Origin of the sequence: Pseudomonas sp. MWU12-2029 (assembly GCF_023242425.1) — a bacterium.
Lineage (GTDB): Bacteria > Pseudomonadota > Gammaproteobacteria > Pseudomonadales > Pseudomonadaceae > Aquipseudomonas > Aquipseudomonas kribbensis.
In genome coordinates this window covers 237,793-252,598 of the sequence record NZ_JALJDY010000004.1, presented here as the reverse complement: position 1 = coordinate 252,598, position 14,806 = coordinate 237,793, and the positions used below count along the sequence as shown (strand labels likewise).

14 protein-coding genes are annotated in these 14,806 nt (G+C 62.2%); 9 read left to right on the top strand and 5 right to left on the bottom strand.

The genetic code is table 11. The features are described 5' to 3' along the window. The first annotated feature begins 13 nt into the window (after positions 1-13). The 4 genes from M5B44_RS11600 (at position 14) to M5B44_RS11585 (ending at position 3,892) form a co-directional block, all read left to right on the top strand. Positions 14-907, top strand: a complete 894-nt coding sequence (locus M5B44_RS11600; protein WP_065258594.1) for a LysR family transcriptional regulator ArgP — start codon at positions 14-16, stop codon at positions 905-907. 54 nt (positions 908-961) lie between these two features. Then, entirely contained in the window at positions 962-1,954 is a 993-nt protein-coding gene (locus M5B44_RS11595; protein ID WP_085709559.1) for an NAD-dependent epimerase/dehydratase family protein, read from the top strand. A 105-nt stretch (positions 1,955-2,059) separates the two neighbouring features. Then, entirely contained in the window at positions 2,060-2,914 is an 855-nt protein-coding gene (locus M5B44_RS11590; protein WP_248739232.1) for an ATPase, read from the top strand. A 132-nt stretch (positions 2,915-3,046) separates the two neighbouring features. Further along, positions 3,047-3,892: a cache domain-containing protein gene (locus tag M5B44_RS11585; protein WP_248739231.1), complete on the top strand. Its 846-nt coding sequence runs from the start codon at positions 3,047-3,049 to the stop codon at positions 3,890-3,892. Positions 3,893-3,935: 43 nt separating this feature from the next. On the opposite strand, the gene M5B44_RS11580 is transcribed toward M5B44_RS11585, so the two are convergent. Next, positions 3,936-5,453, bottom strand: a complete 1,518-nt coding sequence (locus M5B44_RS11580) for an MDR family MFS transporter (RefSeq protein WP_248739230.1) — start codon at positions 5,451-5,453, stop codon at positions 3,936-3,938. A 79-nt stretch (positions 5,454-5,532) separates the two neighbouring features. Continuing rightward, positions 5,533-6,726: a 4-hydroxybenzoate 3-monooxygenase gene (pobA, locus tag M5B44_RS11575; protein WP_248739229.1), complete on the bottom strand. Its 1,194-nt coding sequence runs from the start codon at positions 6,724-6,726 to the stop codon at positions 5,533-5,535. Between the two features lie 178 nt (positions 6,727-6,904). Between pobA and M5B44_RS11570 the strand changes: the two genes are divergently transcribed. Next, on the top strand, positions 6,905-7,801 hold the full coding sequence (locus tag M5B44_RS11570; RefSeq protein ID WP_248739228.1) for a helix-turn-helix domain-containing protein: 897 nt from the start codon (positions 6,905-6,907) through the stop codon (positions 7,799-7,801). A 9-nt stretch (positions 7,802-7,810) separates the two neighbouring features. Here M5B44_RS11570 and M5B44_RS11565 read toward each other — a convergent pair whose 3' ends face one another. Next, positions 7,811-7,987 (bottom strand): hypothetical protein, encoded by a 177-nt coding sequence (locus M5B44_RS11565; RefSeq protein WP_167443786.1) that lies wholly within the window; start codon positions 7,985-7,987, stop codon positions 7,811-7,813. A 92-nt stretch (positions 7,988-8,079) separates the two neighbouring features. Then, positions 8,080-8,985: a LysR family transcriptional regulator gene (locus M5B44_RS11560; protein WP_085709566.1), complete on the bottom strand. Its 906-nt coding sequence runs from the start codon at positions 8,983-8,985 to the stop codon at positions 8,080-8,082. A gap of 114 nt (positions 8,986-9,099) precedes the next feature. Between M5B44_RS11560 and M5B44_RS11555 the strand changes: the two genes are divergently transcribed. Both M5B44_RS11555 and M5B44_RS11550 read left to right on the top strand, forming a co-directional pair. Beyond that, a complete protein-coding gene (locus M5B44_RS11555; protein WP_096818389.1) occupies positions 9,100-9,978 on the top strand; it encodes an MBL fold metallo-hydrolase in 879 nt (292 codons plus the stop codon). A 46-nt stretch (positions 9,979-10,024) separates the two neighbouring features. Further along, positions 10,025-10,639: an NAD(P)-dependent oxidoreductase gene (locus tag M5B44_RS11550; protein ID WP_248739227.1), complete on the top strand. Its 615-nt coding sequence runs from the start codon at positions 10,025-10,027 to the stop codon at positions 10,637-10,639. Positions 10,640-10,692: 53 nt separating this feature from the next. On the opposite strand, the gene M5B44_RS11545 is transcribed toward M5B44_RS11550, so the two are convergent. Beyond that, positions 10,693-11,571 carry a LysR substrate-binding domain-containing protein gene (locus M5B44_RS11545; RefSeq protein WP_248739226.1) on the bottom strand — a complete coding sequence of 293 codons (879 nt, stop codon included), beginning with the start codon at positions 11,569-11,571 and terminating at the stop codon, positions 10,693-10,695. A 139-nt stretch (positions 11,572-11,710) separates the two neighbouring features. On the opposite strand from M5B44_RS11545, the gene M5B44_RS11540 reads away from it, so the two are divergent. Further along, complete coding sequence (locus M5B44_RS11540) at positions 11,711-13,348, top strand: 5-guanidino-2-oxopentanoate decarboxylase (RefSeq protein WP_248739225.1); 1,638 nt, start codon at positions 11,711-11,713, stop codon at positions 13,346-13,348. Further along, positions 13,348-14,796, top strand: a complete 1,449-nt coding sequence (locus M5B44_RS11535) for an aldehyde dehydrogenase family protein (RefSeq protein WP_248739405.1) — start codon at positions 13,348-13,350, stop codon at positions 14,794-14,796. Before M5B44_RS11540 ends, M5B44_RS11535 begins: the two co-directional genes overlap by 1 nt. Positions 14,797-14,806 lie beyond the last annotated feature (10 nt).

The window sequence follows — 14,806 nt, the reverse complement described above, 5'->3', positions numbered from 1 at the left end:
ATTAGGAAAACTGATGTTCGACTACAAATTGCTTTCCGCTCTGGCCGCCGTGGTCGAGCAGGCTGGATTCGAACGGGCGGCGCAGGTGCTGGGCCTTTCGCAATCGGCGATTTCCCAGCGGATCAAACTGCTGGAAGCGCGGGTCGGCCAACCGGTACTGGTGCGCGGGACACCGCCGTCGCCAACTGAAATTGGTCGCCGTCTGCTCAACCATGTGCAGCAGGTGCGCCTGCTCGAGCGGGATCTGCAGACGCTGGTGCCGGCGCTGGACGAAGAGGGCCTGCCGGAACGGCTGCGCATCGCCCTGAACGCCGACAGCCTCGCCACCTGGTGGGCCGAGGCCGTGGGCGACTTCTGCGCCGAACAACACCTGTTGCTGGACCTGATCGTCGAAGACCAGACCGTCGGCCTCAAACGCATGCGTGCCGGTGAAGTCGCCGCCTGCCTGTGTGCCAGTGAACGACCTGTGGCGGGCGCCCGCAGCGTGCTGCTCGGCGCCATGCGTTATCGGGCACTGGCCAGCCCGGCATTCATTGAGCGGCATTTCCCCGATGGCGTGCGGGCTGAACAATTGCCACGCACTCCGGCGCTGGTGTTTGGCCCGGACGACTTTCTGCAACATCGTTATCTCGCGTCCCTGGGCGTCGATGGTGGTTTCGAACATCATTTGTGCCCGTCGTCCGAAGGTTTCATCCGTCTGACCGAAGCCGGGCTCGGCTGGGGGCTGGTGCCGGAATTGCAGGTGCGCGAGCAACTGGAACGCGGCGTGTTGCGCGAACTGTTGCCAGATAAACCGATCGACGTGCCGTTGTACTGGCATCATTGGCGAAATGGCGGCCAGTTGCTGGGGTTGTTGACCGAGCAATTGGTGCGTTCGTCGTCGCAATGGCTGGTGCCGTTGGACTGACGGCCAGCGTCAAGACTCACGAATCAGGCAAAACGAAAGACAGCGGAGCTCTACATGAAAATTCTGGTCACCGGCGCAAGCGGCTTCATTGGCGGACGCTTTGCGCGTTTTGCCCTGGAGCAGGGCCTGGACGTGCGGGTCAACGGCCGCCGGGCCGAAGGTGTCGAGCATCTGGTGCGTCGCGGCGCCGAGTTCGTTCAGGGTGATCTGAGTGACCCGGACCTGGTGCGTGCGCTCTGCACCGACGTCGAAGCCGTGGTGCATTGCGCCGGCGCGGTCGGACTGTGGGGGCGCTATCAGGACTTTCATCAGGGCAATGTGCAGGTCACCGAAAACGTGGTCGAAGCCTGCCTCAAGCAACGGGTGCGGCGTCTGGTGCATCTGTCGTCGCCGTCGATCTACTTTGACGGCCGCGACCACCTCGGCCTGACCGAAGAGCAAGTACCCAAGCGCTTTAAACACCACTATGCGGCGACCAAATACCTGGCCGAACAGAAAGTCTTCGGCGCCCAGGAATTCGGCCTCGAAACCCTGGCCCTGCGCCCGCGTTTCGTCACCGGCGCCGGCGACATGAGCATCTTCCCGCGTCTGCTGAAGATGCAGCGCAAGGGGCGTCTGGCAATCATCGGCAACGGCTTGAACAAGGTTGACTTCACCAGCGTGCACAATCTCAACGAAGCCTTGCTGAGCAGTCTGCTGGCGGCCGGTTCGGCGCTGGGCAAGGCCTACAACATCAGTAACGGTGCGCCGGTACCGTTGTGGGATGTGGTCAATTACGTGATGCGCAAGATGGAAGTCCCGCAGGTCACCAAGTACCGATCCTACGGGCTGGCCTACAGTGTGGCGGCGCTCAACGAAGGCGCATGCAAACTCTGGCCGGGACGGCCCGAGCCGACCCTGTCGCGCCTGGGCATGCAGGTGATGAACAAAAATTTCACCCTCGACATCAGTCGCGCCCGGCATTATCTGGACTACGATCCGAAAGTCAGTCTCTGGACGGCCCTCGATGAGTTCTGTGGCTGGTGGAAGGCCCAGGACATTCGTTGATACCAAGTGCTGAACCCCGCCGCAGGTTGGGGGTCAATCCCTGCGGCTGCGGGGTTTATACTGCGCCGCAATCAGCCATTACCGGGTTTCACAAAGGTTGCCTCAATGTCCATGCGTAACGATGCACACGACGATTTCGACGATGTTCCGAGCCTGCGCGCCGACACACTCGATGACGACGATTTCCCGACCACCGCCCGCACTTCCGTGCATTCGCGCACACCGCCGGTGGCCAAGGTCAAGTCGGCCAGCACCGGGCCATTGTGGGCGCTGGTTGGCGCATTGTTCTTTGCCTTCATCGGTCTGGCCTGGTGGAGTTTCCAGCAGATCTCGCTGATGGAGCAGCAACTGGTGGCGACCCAGGAAAGCTTCGCGCGGATCAGTGAAGAAGCGGCGGGGCGCCTGCAGGACATTTCCGGCAAGGTCGTGGCCAGCCAGACCAACGTCAACACCGACAGCGAAGCGCTGAAACTGCAGATCAAGCAGTTGCAAAGCGCACTGCAGGATCAGAGCAAACAGCAGCAGGGCGTGGCCGGACAGGCTACGGATCTGGACAAGCGCCTCGCGCTGATGACTGCCCAGACCACTGAGCAACAGAACGCCAACACCCAGTTGCAAGCCCAGGTCAAAGCCCTGAGTGCCGAGTTGGCGACGCTGAAAAGCACACCGGCAGATACCAGCAAGGTCGACGCGCAACTCAAGGGTTTCGATGCGCAGTTCAAGAGCCTTGGCGCCGACATCACGGCGCTGAAGAAGCAAGGCAGTTCGAACGCCGCCATCGAGCGTCTGGAACAGGAAATCGTCGTGCTCAAGAGCGAGCAGGACAACCGCCCTGCCGCTGCACAGGGCGGCTCCAGCACCGCCGAGTTTGACGCGTTCCGTGGGCAGATGACCCGCAACATCAACACCCTGCAGGCGCAGATCCAGAACCTGCAACAGCAGCTCAACGCCCGGCCGTAAGCCCCTTCTGTGGCGAGGGAACGTGCTCCCTCGCCGCAACCCTCTCGCAACATTCAGAAGCTTTCTGAATATCCATACCTGCCTTCAGGCCGTCTACGCTCTTGAAACACCAACAAGAACGAGGGATGCGTCATGGGGTTTGTGCAAAAACTGGCCTGGCTCGGCGCGGTGCTGTTGTTGAGTTTCGGACAGGCCAATGCGGCCACGGAAAAGGACGACAGCAAGGCCGCCATTGCCTTGCTGGAAAAGGCTCTGGCCTACTATCACGACAACGGCGACAAGGCGTTCGCGGCCTTCAGCCGCCAGGGCGAATTCGTCGACAAGGATCGTTACGTGTTCGTGGTCGATACCAAGGGCGTGATGCTCGCCAGCGGCGGGCCGTCCTCGGCGTTGATCGGCCGGGATGTGAGTGAAGTGCTTGGCCCGGATTTGCAGAAAGCGTTCAAGGACGCGTTGAAAGTGCCGGAAGGCAACGGCATCCAGCAGGCCGAGTATCGCTGGCAGAACCAGGCCGATGGCAAGGTCGAGCGCAAGCATGTGTTCTATCAGCGCATCGGCCAGCGGATTCTGGCGGTCGGTTACTACTTGCCGCGAGCCTCGGCGGAGCAGGCGAAATCATTGCTCGACAAAGCCGCCACCGATCTGACCAAGGACGAAAAGGGCACGCTGACGGCGATCAATTCGCTCAAGGGCGGTTACCTGCAGGATGACCTGTACGTGTTCGTGGTGGATCTGAACACCCAGCGCTACGTCGCCCATGGCACCAACCTGCGGTTGATCAACACCGACTTCGCCAAGGTCAAGGACCCGGAAGGCAAACCGGTGGGCGAGCCGATTCTGTCGTTGATCGGCAAGCAGGATGAGGGCGAGTACGAATACCGCTGGAAGAACCCGGTGACCGGCAAGGTCGAGGACAAGCATGCCTACCTGAAGAAGGTCGGCGGGTTCCTGGTGGCGGTCGGTTATTACAGCGCTTGATCCCTGTGGCTCCCGCGCACTGCGAGGGAGCCAATGGTATCGGTCAGCGGGCGCCGTGCTCACGCCCGCGCAACAAGCGATTCGGCATCGCGATCGCCGCCGCCAGCCCGAGCAGCGACACCCCGGCGCTGACCATCAGCAAGTGCCGGAACGTCACCAGCAACTCGGCGCGCAAGGCATTCTGCGCATCGCCGGGCGCCGCGTTCAGGCCATCGAGCAGCACGTTGCCGGAGTGACCTTCGCCGATCAACGATGCGCCGGTCAGGTGGGCAAAGCTGGAGTCCTGCAACAACGCCAGCAGCAGCGCCGACATCAACGCCACGCCCACCGCGCCGCCCAGGGAGCGGAACAGGTTGGTGGTGCTGGTGGCGACGCCGATGTCTTTTTGTTCCACCGAGTTCTGCGTGCCGACCAGCGAGGTCGGGAACTGCATGCCGCCGGCGATACCGCTGAGCAACATGAACAGGCTGCTGATCAGCGTCGCATCGGGCGGGCTGAAGGCCATGCCGAGGATCGAGATCGGCATCAGCAGCGCGCCGGTGAGTATCTGCGGTTTATAGCGCCCGGTGATCGAGGTGCGACGACCGGCGAAATACGCGCCGATCGGCAGGCCCATCGCCAGCGGCAGCAAGTGCAGCGCCGCGCTGTCGGCGCCGGCACCGGTCACGCTCTGGAAGCGCAGCGGCATCAGCACAATCAACGAAATCGCCTGGAAGCTGCAGAAGAAAATCGTGCACCAGCACAGCAGAGCGTTGCGGTTGGTGAACAGGTGCATCGGCAGCAACGGCTCACGGGCACGGCGCTCATGCCAGACGAACACCGCCAGCACCGCCACCGCGCAAGCGAACAGACCGAGCACTTCGCTGCTGCGCCACGCATGACCCTGGCCGACCTGAGTGATCGCCAGCAACAGCGCCGTCAGGCCGATGATCATCAGCAGTGTGCCGAGGTAGTCGATGACCGGTTTGCGCTGGGGAATCGGCAGACCGACCAGATTGCGTCGCGCCACCCAGTACGCGCCAAGGCCCAGCGGCAGGTTGATCAGGAACACCCATCGCCACGACAGGTACTCGGTCATGTAACCTCCGAGCACCGGGCCGGCCACGCTGGCCACCGCGTACATGCTGGAAAAGTAACCCTGATAGCGCCCGCGCTCACGGGGCGGGACGATGTCGCCGATGATCGCCTGGCTCACCGAAATCATCCCGCCGGCGCCGATGCCCTGGAAAATCCGTGCCAGCACCAGTTGCTCCATGCTCTGCGCCATGCCGCAGAACAGTGAGGCGAGGGTGAACAGGCCCATGCCGAACAGCATCAGTTTGCGCCGCCCGTACAGGTCACCGAGCTTGCCGTAGATCGGCACCGCCACGGTCATTGCCACCATGTAGCCGGAAATCACCCAGGCCAGCAGACTGACGTCCTTGAACTGGGCGGAGATGGCCGGCATGGAAACGGCGACGATGGTCTGGTCCAGTGCGCCGAGGAAAATCGCCAGCATCAGCGCGACCAGCACGCTGCGAATGGCCGGTTTGGGCGTTTCGGGGTGGTTGAGATTGGTCACGGGCAAAACCTGCGGGCAGTGAGGGTCCCGCAGATCGTCAGGCGAGCGGGGATGCTCGCCAGTGTAAGTCGGTAGCAGGCTATTCGATAGCCTCATAAGGAAGTCCGACGTAATTTTCTGCAATGGTTTTTTGTCCCGCTTCTGAACTGACAAAGTAGTCCAGTTCCGAGGCGCTGATGCGCTGACTGAAATCGTCGTGTTCGTCGAAACGGTGCAGCATCGAAGTCATCCACCACGAAAACCGCTCGGCTTTCCACACCCGACGCAGGCAGATTTGCGAATACTTCTCCAGCAAGTCAGTGCGCCCTTCGCGGTAGACCTTGAGCAGAATCCTGAACAGCGTGCTGACGTCGCTGGCCGCCAGATTCAAACCCTTGGCGCCGGTCGGCGGAACGATGTGCGCCGCGTCGCCCACCAGAAACATGCGCCCGTACTGCATCGGCTCGACCACAAAGCTGCGCAGCGGCGCGATGCTCTTTTCAATCGAAGGACCGGTCACGAGTTTCTGCGCCAGATCCTCCGGCAGACGATTGCGCAGTTCATCCCAGAAACGCTGATCCGACCAGTTGTCGACGTTTTCCTCGGCCGGCACTTGCAGGTAATAGCGAGTGCGGGTTGCCGAGCGCATGCTGCACAGGGCGAAGCCGCGTTCGTGGCGGGCGTAGACCAGTTCGTCGTGAATCGGTGGCGTGTCGGCGAGAATTCCCAGCCAGCCGAACGGATAGACCCGTTCGAAAATCTTCAGGCATTCGGCTGGAATCGACTGACGCGCCACGCCGTGGAAACCGTCGCAACCGGCGATGTAATCGCAATCGACGCGCCAGGTTTCGCCGTCCTTTTCAAACGTGACGAAGGCCTCGTCGCTTTTCATGCCACAGGGAACGACATCGCGTGCTTCGTAGATGGTCTGTCCGCCGGTCTCCCGACGAGCGGCCATCAGGTCGCGGGTGACCTCGGTCTGGCCATAGACCATCACGGTTTTTCCACCGGTCAGCGCCTGCAGATCGATGTGTACCCGACGCCCGTCGAGGGCCAGTTCGAACCCGCCATGGACCAGCCCTTCGGCGCCCATCCGCTGACCCACGCCAGCCTCGCGCAACAGCTCTACCATGCCCTGTTCAAGGACTCCGGCGCGAATTCGGCCGAGCACATAGTCAGGTGTCTGACGCTCAATGATCAGGGTGTCGATGCCGGCGTTGTGCAGCAGTTGGCCGAGCAATAATCCGGACGGACCGGCGCCAATGATGGCGACTTGGGTTTTCAGCGTTTTCATTGTTTTTATGACTCGCAAGCTTCACGCGACAACGGCCGGTGAATGATTTTCAGGATTCGAGTGCTTGCATTTTTCCCTTGCGGGTCTGTCAATTGAAGGTGAAAACTGAGCCGATACCTGTACATTCTGCCAATCGGTGCGATTATCGCCCGCAACCTTCGAGGCCTGGATTGAAGTGATGAACAAGCCTGACCTGCCTTCGATTCCGGTGTTCAAGCTCTACGGTGAAAGCCTGGACTGGCCGACCCCTGACTTGCTGCACTGTGAAACCATTTCCAAACGCAGCCGCGAACATCAATGGGAAATCAAACCCCACCGCCACGCCGATTTGTGCCAGTTGCTCTTCGTATTCAAAGGTCAGGCAGAGCTTGAAATCGAAGGTCAACGCACGCAACTGAACGAAGCCGCGATCCAGATCCTGCCACCGCTATCGGTGCATGGATTCCGTTTTTCCGAGGACGTCGAAGGATTCGTCGTCACCCTCGCCACACCGTTGATCAACCATTTGCAGGCGCAACTGGGCAGCGCGGTGCAGGCCCTGGCCCAGGCCGAAAGCTATCCGGCGGGGCAGGACGCGGAGTACCTCAACAGTCTGTTTGCCGCATTGCAGGCCGAGTACAACGGCCATCAACCGGCGCGGGAAATGCTCATGCATTCGCTGGTGAGCGTGATCATGGTCTGGGTCAGCCGTCAGGCGATCCGCCGTCATAACGCGAGCCAACGCCCGCAGCGTCAACGTGAGTACCTCAACGGTTTTATCCAGTTGGTGGAAGAGACGTACCGCCAGCACGTCAAGGTCGAGGACCTGGCCCATCGTCTGGGGATTTCCGTCTCGCATCTCAACGGCACTTGTCGCGAACTGGCGGGGCAACCGGCGTTGCAGATCATGCATGAGCGTCAGTTGCTGGAAGCCAAGCGTCTGCTGACGTACACCAGCATGACGATTTACGAGATGTCCGAGGTGTTGGGTTTTTCCGATCCGACCAACTTCACGCGCCTGTTTCGGCGCCGTGTGGGGATCTCGCCAAAGGCGTTCCGCGACCGCTTGAAGGCCGAGCAGAACGACGACGTCTGACGTCCTGTATCAGCGCAGGGCGTTGAGGGTGGCGTTGTGAGGGATGCAGCGCTCGAAGTTGCAGCTCGCGTACTCACGGGGCAGTTGTCGCAACTGCTCCACGCGCCATGCCGCGGTGCCGTACAGCGCCAGCGTGGCCGCGCAGGTGATGAAAATCGCGAGGTATCTTCTTGTTCTGGTGCTCATGATCATGACGTTGACCTCTGAACGAATACCCTTGGGTACTACTTTCAGCATAGGTCAGCGCCGGGGAGTTGCCAGCCGCGCGGCGAACGGGTTTACAATCCGACATCCCATTGCGGGTTTTCGGGAAAGCGCAGTACCAGGAAATCCAGCATGCTGCGCAGTGCCGCCGGCATGTGCTTGCGTGAGGCGTACACCGCGTAGATGTTCATCCTCCGAGGCTCGGCGTTGGGCAGCAGGCGCACCAGTTCGCCGCTGTGAATATGCACCCCGGCCTGATAGGTCGGCAGCATCGCCACGCCGGCGCCAGCCAGTGTGGCGCGCAGCAGGGTGCTGGCCTCGTTGGCGCTGATGTTGCCCTGCACCGGCACCGAGACCGGCTCGCCATCCTCTTCGAAATGCCACAGGCTCTTGCCGAAATAGGAGTGGGTCAGGCAGTTGTGCCGGCTCAGGTCTTCTACGCGCTGCGGCTGTGGATGTTCCTGCAGATAGGCGGGAGCGGCGCAGACCACCGAGCGACAGACCGTCAGGCGCCGGGCGATCAGGTTGGGATCGAGGTCGTTGCTGGTGCGGATCGCCAGGTCGATGCGCTCGTCCACCAGGTTCACGGTGCGATCGAGCATTTGCAGGTCTATGTTGACGCCCGGGTAGCGCTTGACGAACGCGGCCATGGCATCGGCCAGTTGCGCCTGGCCGAACGAGGTGCTGACGCTGATTCGCAGCAGACCCCGTGGTGCATCGTCGGGCTCGCTGACGGCGGCCTGCATGTCGCTCGACAGTTCCAGCATCTGCCGGCAGCGCGGCAGGATTTCGTTGCCGGCGGCGGTCAGGCTCAGTTTGCGCGTGGTGCGGTGCATCAGGCGCGCGCCGACCCAGTCTTCCAGTTCCGCCAGATACCGCGACACCACCGGCCGCGACAGGTCCAGATGATCAGCCGCCGCCGACTGGCTACCCAGATCCACCACCGTGACAAACACCCGCATTGCTTGGAGACGATCCATGATTTGCCCGCTTTCAGAAACAAACTATGTTTAAGCATCGCATTTTTTGTAACGAGTCTGGCAACTAAGCTCTGTCCCATCGCCAAGCACGGCATTCGAACAGCGGAGCAACCCATGATCGGCTTCACCACTCTCAAGCGCGTTTTACTGGCCACCGCCACCCTCGGCTTTGCTGCCCACGCAGCGGCCGCGAACCTGAGCCTCGACGTCTACAACCCGGGCACCAACGCAATCTTCCCGGTGACCTCGGTGCTGGTCAGCGGCGAGAAAGACGCGATTCTGGTGGACGCACAGTTCGGCAAGTCCCAGGCCGAGCAAGTGGTGGAAAAGATCCGCGCCAGCGGCAAGCAACTGACCACCATCTACATCAGCCACGGTGACCCGGATTACTACTTCGGCCTCGACACCCTGACCAAGGCATTCCCGAATGCCAAGGTACTGGCTTCGCAGCCGACCGTTGATCACATCAAGCAAACCGTCGACGGCAAACTCGCCTTCTGGGGCCCGAAAATGGGCGCCGACGTGCCGGCCAAAACCATCGTGCCGGGTGTGCTCAAGGGCGACAGCCTGATGCTCGAAGGCCAGAAACTGCAGGTGGTCGGCCTGGAAGGCAAGCAACCGGATCGCAGCTTCGTGTGGATTCCATCGCTGAAAGCCGTGGTCGGTGGTGTCGTCGTCGCCGAGAACATCCACGTCTGGATGGCCGATACCCAGACCGCGCAATCCCACGCCGACTGGCTGGAAACCCTGCACTCGATCGAAACCCTGAAGCCGAAAACCGTGGTGCCGGGTCACTACCTGGGTGACAGCGCCCGTTCGCTGGCAGCGGTGAAATTCACTGCCGACTACATCAAGGCCTTCGACGAAGAAACCGCCAAGGCCAAGGACTCTGCCGCGCTGATCGCAGCGATGAAAAAACGCTACCCGAAACTGGGCGAAGAAAGCTCGCTGGAACTGAGCGCCAAAGTCGCCAAGGGCGAGATGAAGTGGTAACCCGATTCTGAAAAACGCAGCACTCTCAAGCCAACTGGAGAATGTCATGAGCAAGATCGCAATCATTGGTGCCACCGGCCGTGCCGGCAGCCAATTGCTGGAAGAAGCCCTGCGTCGCGGCCATAGCGTCACCGCTATCGCTCGGGATACCTCGAAGATCGGCGCCCGCGCCGGTGTGGTCAGCAAGAATGTCGACGTGCTGGATGCCGCCGCGCTGCAAGCGGCAGTCGCCGGTCACGATGTGGTGATCAGCGCCGCGCATTTCGCCACGGTGCCGGCCAGCGCGCTGATCGGCCCGGTGAAACAGGCCGGGGTAAAACGCCTGCTGGTGGTCGGCGGTGCCGGTTCGCTGTTGTTGCCTGACGGCACCCGTGTGATCGACAGCGCCGGTTTCCCGGCCGAGTACAAGGCCGAGGCCAGCGCCGGTGCGGCGTTTCTCGATGCCCTGCGTCAGGAGAAGGAACTGGACTGGACGTTTCTGTCGCCGTCGGCGCTGTTCTTCGAAGGCGAGCGCACCGGCCAATTCCGCGTCGGTAAGGATGACTTGCTGGTGAGCGCCGAAGGCCAGAGCTCGATCAGCTTTGCCGATTATGCGATTGCGCTGATCGACGAAGTGGAAACGCCGAAGCATTCGCGTCAGCGGTTTACTGTCGGTTACTGATGTAACCCGATCAAACGTTCCCGCGCCTTGCGTGGGAGCGTGCAGTAACAGGCTCACCGCGTATGAGCCTGCTCCACCAGCCACCCCATCAATTCCTGCAATTTCGCCGACGGCTCCGACGCCGGCGCCACGATGTAATAACCCAATCCCGTCTTCACCTTCAGATCGAACGGCATCACCAGCCGCCCGGCGTTCAAGTCATCGCCGATCAACGACCAGTCGCCAATCGCCACCCCTGTCCCGTGGGACGCCATCGACATCGCTTGATCCAGCGTTTCGAAATGCTGACCGCTGCTGATGTTGCTCAAGTGCAGTTCGGCGGCTTCAAGCCATAGCGTCCAGTCGTCATCGGTGTGGGTCGGGTGCAGCAGCAAGTGTTGTTGCAGATCCGCCGGTGTGTGCAGAGTCGGCCCGCCGTTGAGCAGCGTCGGCGAGCAGACCGGCGTCAGTTGTTCATCGAACAGATGCAGCGTGGCAGGGGAATCGTGGGGCGCGGTGCCGTAGATCACCGCCGCGTCGAACTGCTCGCGATGAAAGTCCACGCCGTGTTGCAACGACGCCGTGAGTTTCACCGGCACGTCCGGGCGCTCGCGCTGCCATTGCAGCAGTCGCGGCAACAGCCAGCGCATCACGCAACTCGGGGCCTTGAGTTGCAGGGTCTCGCGCTTGGCGCCGATCTGCTCCATCGAATCGCCGATCAGGCTGAACACCTGCTGCACCCGTGGCAGCCATTCGCGACCTTCGGCCGTCAGCTCCAGGCCCCGGGCCAGGCGAATGAACAGCTCATAACCCAGATGCTCCTCCAGCCCGGCGATCTGCCGGCTCACTGCACCTTGAGTGATGTGCAACTGCTCGGCGGCCCGGGTGAAGTTGCAGCACTGCGCGGTAATCAGAAACGTGTGCAGGGCGGGCAGGGGAGGCAGTCGTTTCATGTGGATCCAAGGTATGACGTGAGGACATGGCTAGTATGAGCTTTTATCGATTGTTGCGGCTACGGGTCGCCCGTTTCAATGAGGCCAATCACCGGTTCCCTCAAGGCCCGGTGCCTCAACGAACAAGAAGGGCAAAGACATGGCGACGTGTGGCGAAGTACTGGTCAAGTTACTCGAAGGTTACGGGGTCGAGCAGGTGTTCGGCATTCCCGGGGTGCATACCGTGGAGCTGTATCGCGGGCTGGCCCGTTCGAGCATCAACCATGTGACTCCGCGTCACGAGCAAGGCGCCGGCTTCATGGCCGACGGCTACGCCCGCACCAGCGGCAAACCGGGTGTGTGCTTCATCATCACCGGCCCGGGCATGACCAACATCACCACCGCCATGGGCCAGGCCTACGCCGATTCGATCCCGATGCTGGTGATCTCCAGCGTGCAGTCGCGCAGCCAATTGGGCGGCGGTCGCGGCAAGCTGCATGAACTGCCGAACCAGAGCGCGCTGGTCGGCGGCGTGGCGGCGTTCTCCCACACCTTGATGTCGGCGTCCGAATTGCCGGGCGTGCTGGCCCGTGCGTTTGCGCTGTTCCAGGCCGGGCGTCCGCGTCCGGTGCATATCGAAATTCCGCTGGACGTGCTGGTCGAAGAAGCCGACGAACTGCTGACCAGCGTGCCGGTCAACATCGACCGCGCCGGTGCTGCGCCGGCCGCCGTGAGCCGCATGACTGAACTGCTGGCCGGCGCTCAGCGTCCGCTGATCCTTGCCGGCGGCGGCGCTATCGATGCGGCTGCCGAGCTCACAGAGCTGGCCGAATTGCTCGATGCGCCGGTGGCCCTGACCATCAACGCCAAGGGCATGTTGCCGTCCAGCCATCCGCTGTTGATCGGTTCGACCCAGAGCCTGGTGGCGACCCGCGCCCTGGTGGCCGACGCCGACGTGATCCTGGCGATCGGCACCGAACTGGCGGAAACCGACTACGACGTCACCTTCGCCGGCGGTTTCGAAATCCCCGGCAAGTTGTTGCGCGTCGATATCGATCCCGACCAGACCGTGCGCAACTACCCGCCGCACGTGGCGCTGGTCGCCGACTCACGCAACGCTGCACAAGCATTGCTGAGCGCGCTGTCGCACAAGCCGCTGGCCGAACGCCGTAACGATTGGGGGCAGGTACGCGCCGCGCGTCTGCGTGAAGACCTGGCCGCAACCTGGGACGCGCCGACCCTGGCTCAGACCCGGTTCCTCGAAACCGTGCTCCACGAACTGCCGGACGCGGTATTCGTCGGCGACTCCACGCAACCGGTGTACACCGGCAACCTGACGTTCAACCCGGAGCGTCCGCGCCGCTGGTTCAACTCGTCCACCGGTTACGGCACCCTCGGTTACGCTCTGCCGGCGGCGATTGGCGCGTGGCTCGGCGGCAACCTCGAACACGGCGCACGTCCGCCGGTGGTGTGCCTGATCGGTGACGGCGGTCTGCAATTCACCCTGCCGGAACTCGCCAGCGCCGTGGAAGCCCGCACCCCGGTGATCATCCTGCTGTGGAATAACCAGGGTTACGAAGAGATCAAGAAATACATGGTCAACCGCGCCATCGAACCGGTCGGCGTGGACATCTACACCCCGGACTTCATCGGTGTGGCCAAGGCCCTGGGTTGCGCGGCGGAAGCGATCAGCTCGGCTGAACATTTGCGTGGCGCCCTGCGCGCCGCCACCGATCGTCAGGGCCCGACCCTGATCGAAATCGACCAGACCCAATGGATGAAGGCGGTGGCCAAATGATGAATTTCCCGACCACACTCGATGGCCTGTACATCAACGGCCAATGGTCCGCCGGCCGCGAGCACCTGCGCGTGATCAACCCGGCTACCGAAGCGCTGCTGACCACGGTCAATGGCGGTGACGAACGCGCCGTCAACCAAGCGGTGACGGCAGCGACCGAAGCTTTCAAGGACTGGTCGAAAACCACCGGCACCGAGCGCGGTGCAATCCTGCGCAACATCGCCAATGGCGTGCGCAATGGCCGTGATCACTTGATGAAGTTGCAGTCGAGCAACAACGGCAAACCGCAGTTCGAAGCGGGCATCGATGTCGATGACGTGATCGCCACGTTCGAGTATTACGCCGAACTCGCCGAAGGCCTCGATGCGAAACAGGACAGCGATGTGCCGCTGCCGAGCGACGACTTCAGCGCACGCCTGCGCCGCGAACCGTGCGGTGTGGTCGGGCTGATCGTGCCGTGGAATTTCCCGATGGTCACCACCGCGTGGAAGCTCGCGCCAGCCCTGGCCGCCGGTTGCTGCGTGGTGCTCAAACCGTCGGAAGTCACGCCGCTGCCGGAGCTGGAACTGGCAGCCATCATCGCCGAGTCCGGCCTGCCCAAAGGCGTGTTCAATCTGGTGTGCGGCACCGGTCTGGCGGTCGGTGCGCCGCTGTCGGCGGACCCGCGCATCGCCAAGATTTCCTTCACCGGCAGCAACGCCGTCGGTGTGCAAGTGATGCAGCGCGCCGCCGAATCCGTGAAGGGCGTGAGCCTGGAACTGGGCGGCAAATCCTCGCTGCTGATTCTGGAAGATGCCGACCTTGATCTGGCGGTAGAACTGGCCTGCGGCGGCGGTTTTTTCAACGCCGGGCAGATGTGCTCGGCCACCAGCCGGGTGCTGGTCGCCGATGAACTGGCGGACGAATTCCTGATTCGTTTGCAGGCCCGTGCGGAAAAAATCCGTGTGGCCGATCCGTTCGATCCTGAAGTCGAGATGGGCGCGCTGGTCAATCAGGCGCAGTACCAGCGTGTGCTCGGTCACATCGACCGTGGCCTGAGCGCCGGGGCCAAGCTGATCTGTGGCGGCAATCGTCCTGCAGATCTGCCGCGCGGATATTTCTTGCAGCCGACGATCTTCACCGAAGTGCCCCTCGACAGTGCGCTGTGGTGTGAAGAGATCTTCGGCCCGGTGATCTGCGTTCGCAGTTTTGCTTCGGAAGCCGAGGCGATTGCCCTGGCCAACGACAGTCAGTTCGGTCTGGTGGCCAGCGTGGTCACGCGTAATGCCGAGACTGCGGATCGGGTCGCCAACGCCTTGCAGGCGGGGCTGGTGTGGCTCAACGCACCGCAGGTGATCTTCCCGCAGACCGCATGGGGCGGCTACAAGCAGAGCAGCATCGGTCGCGAATTGGGGCCGTGGGGTCTGGCGGCATTTCAGGAAATCAAGCACGTGATCCGCGCGCGCTGAATGCCCGAAA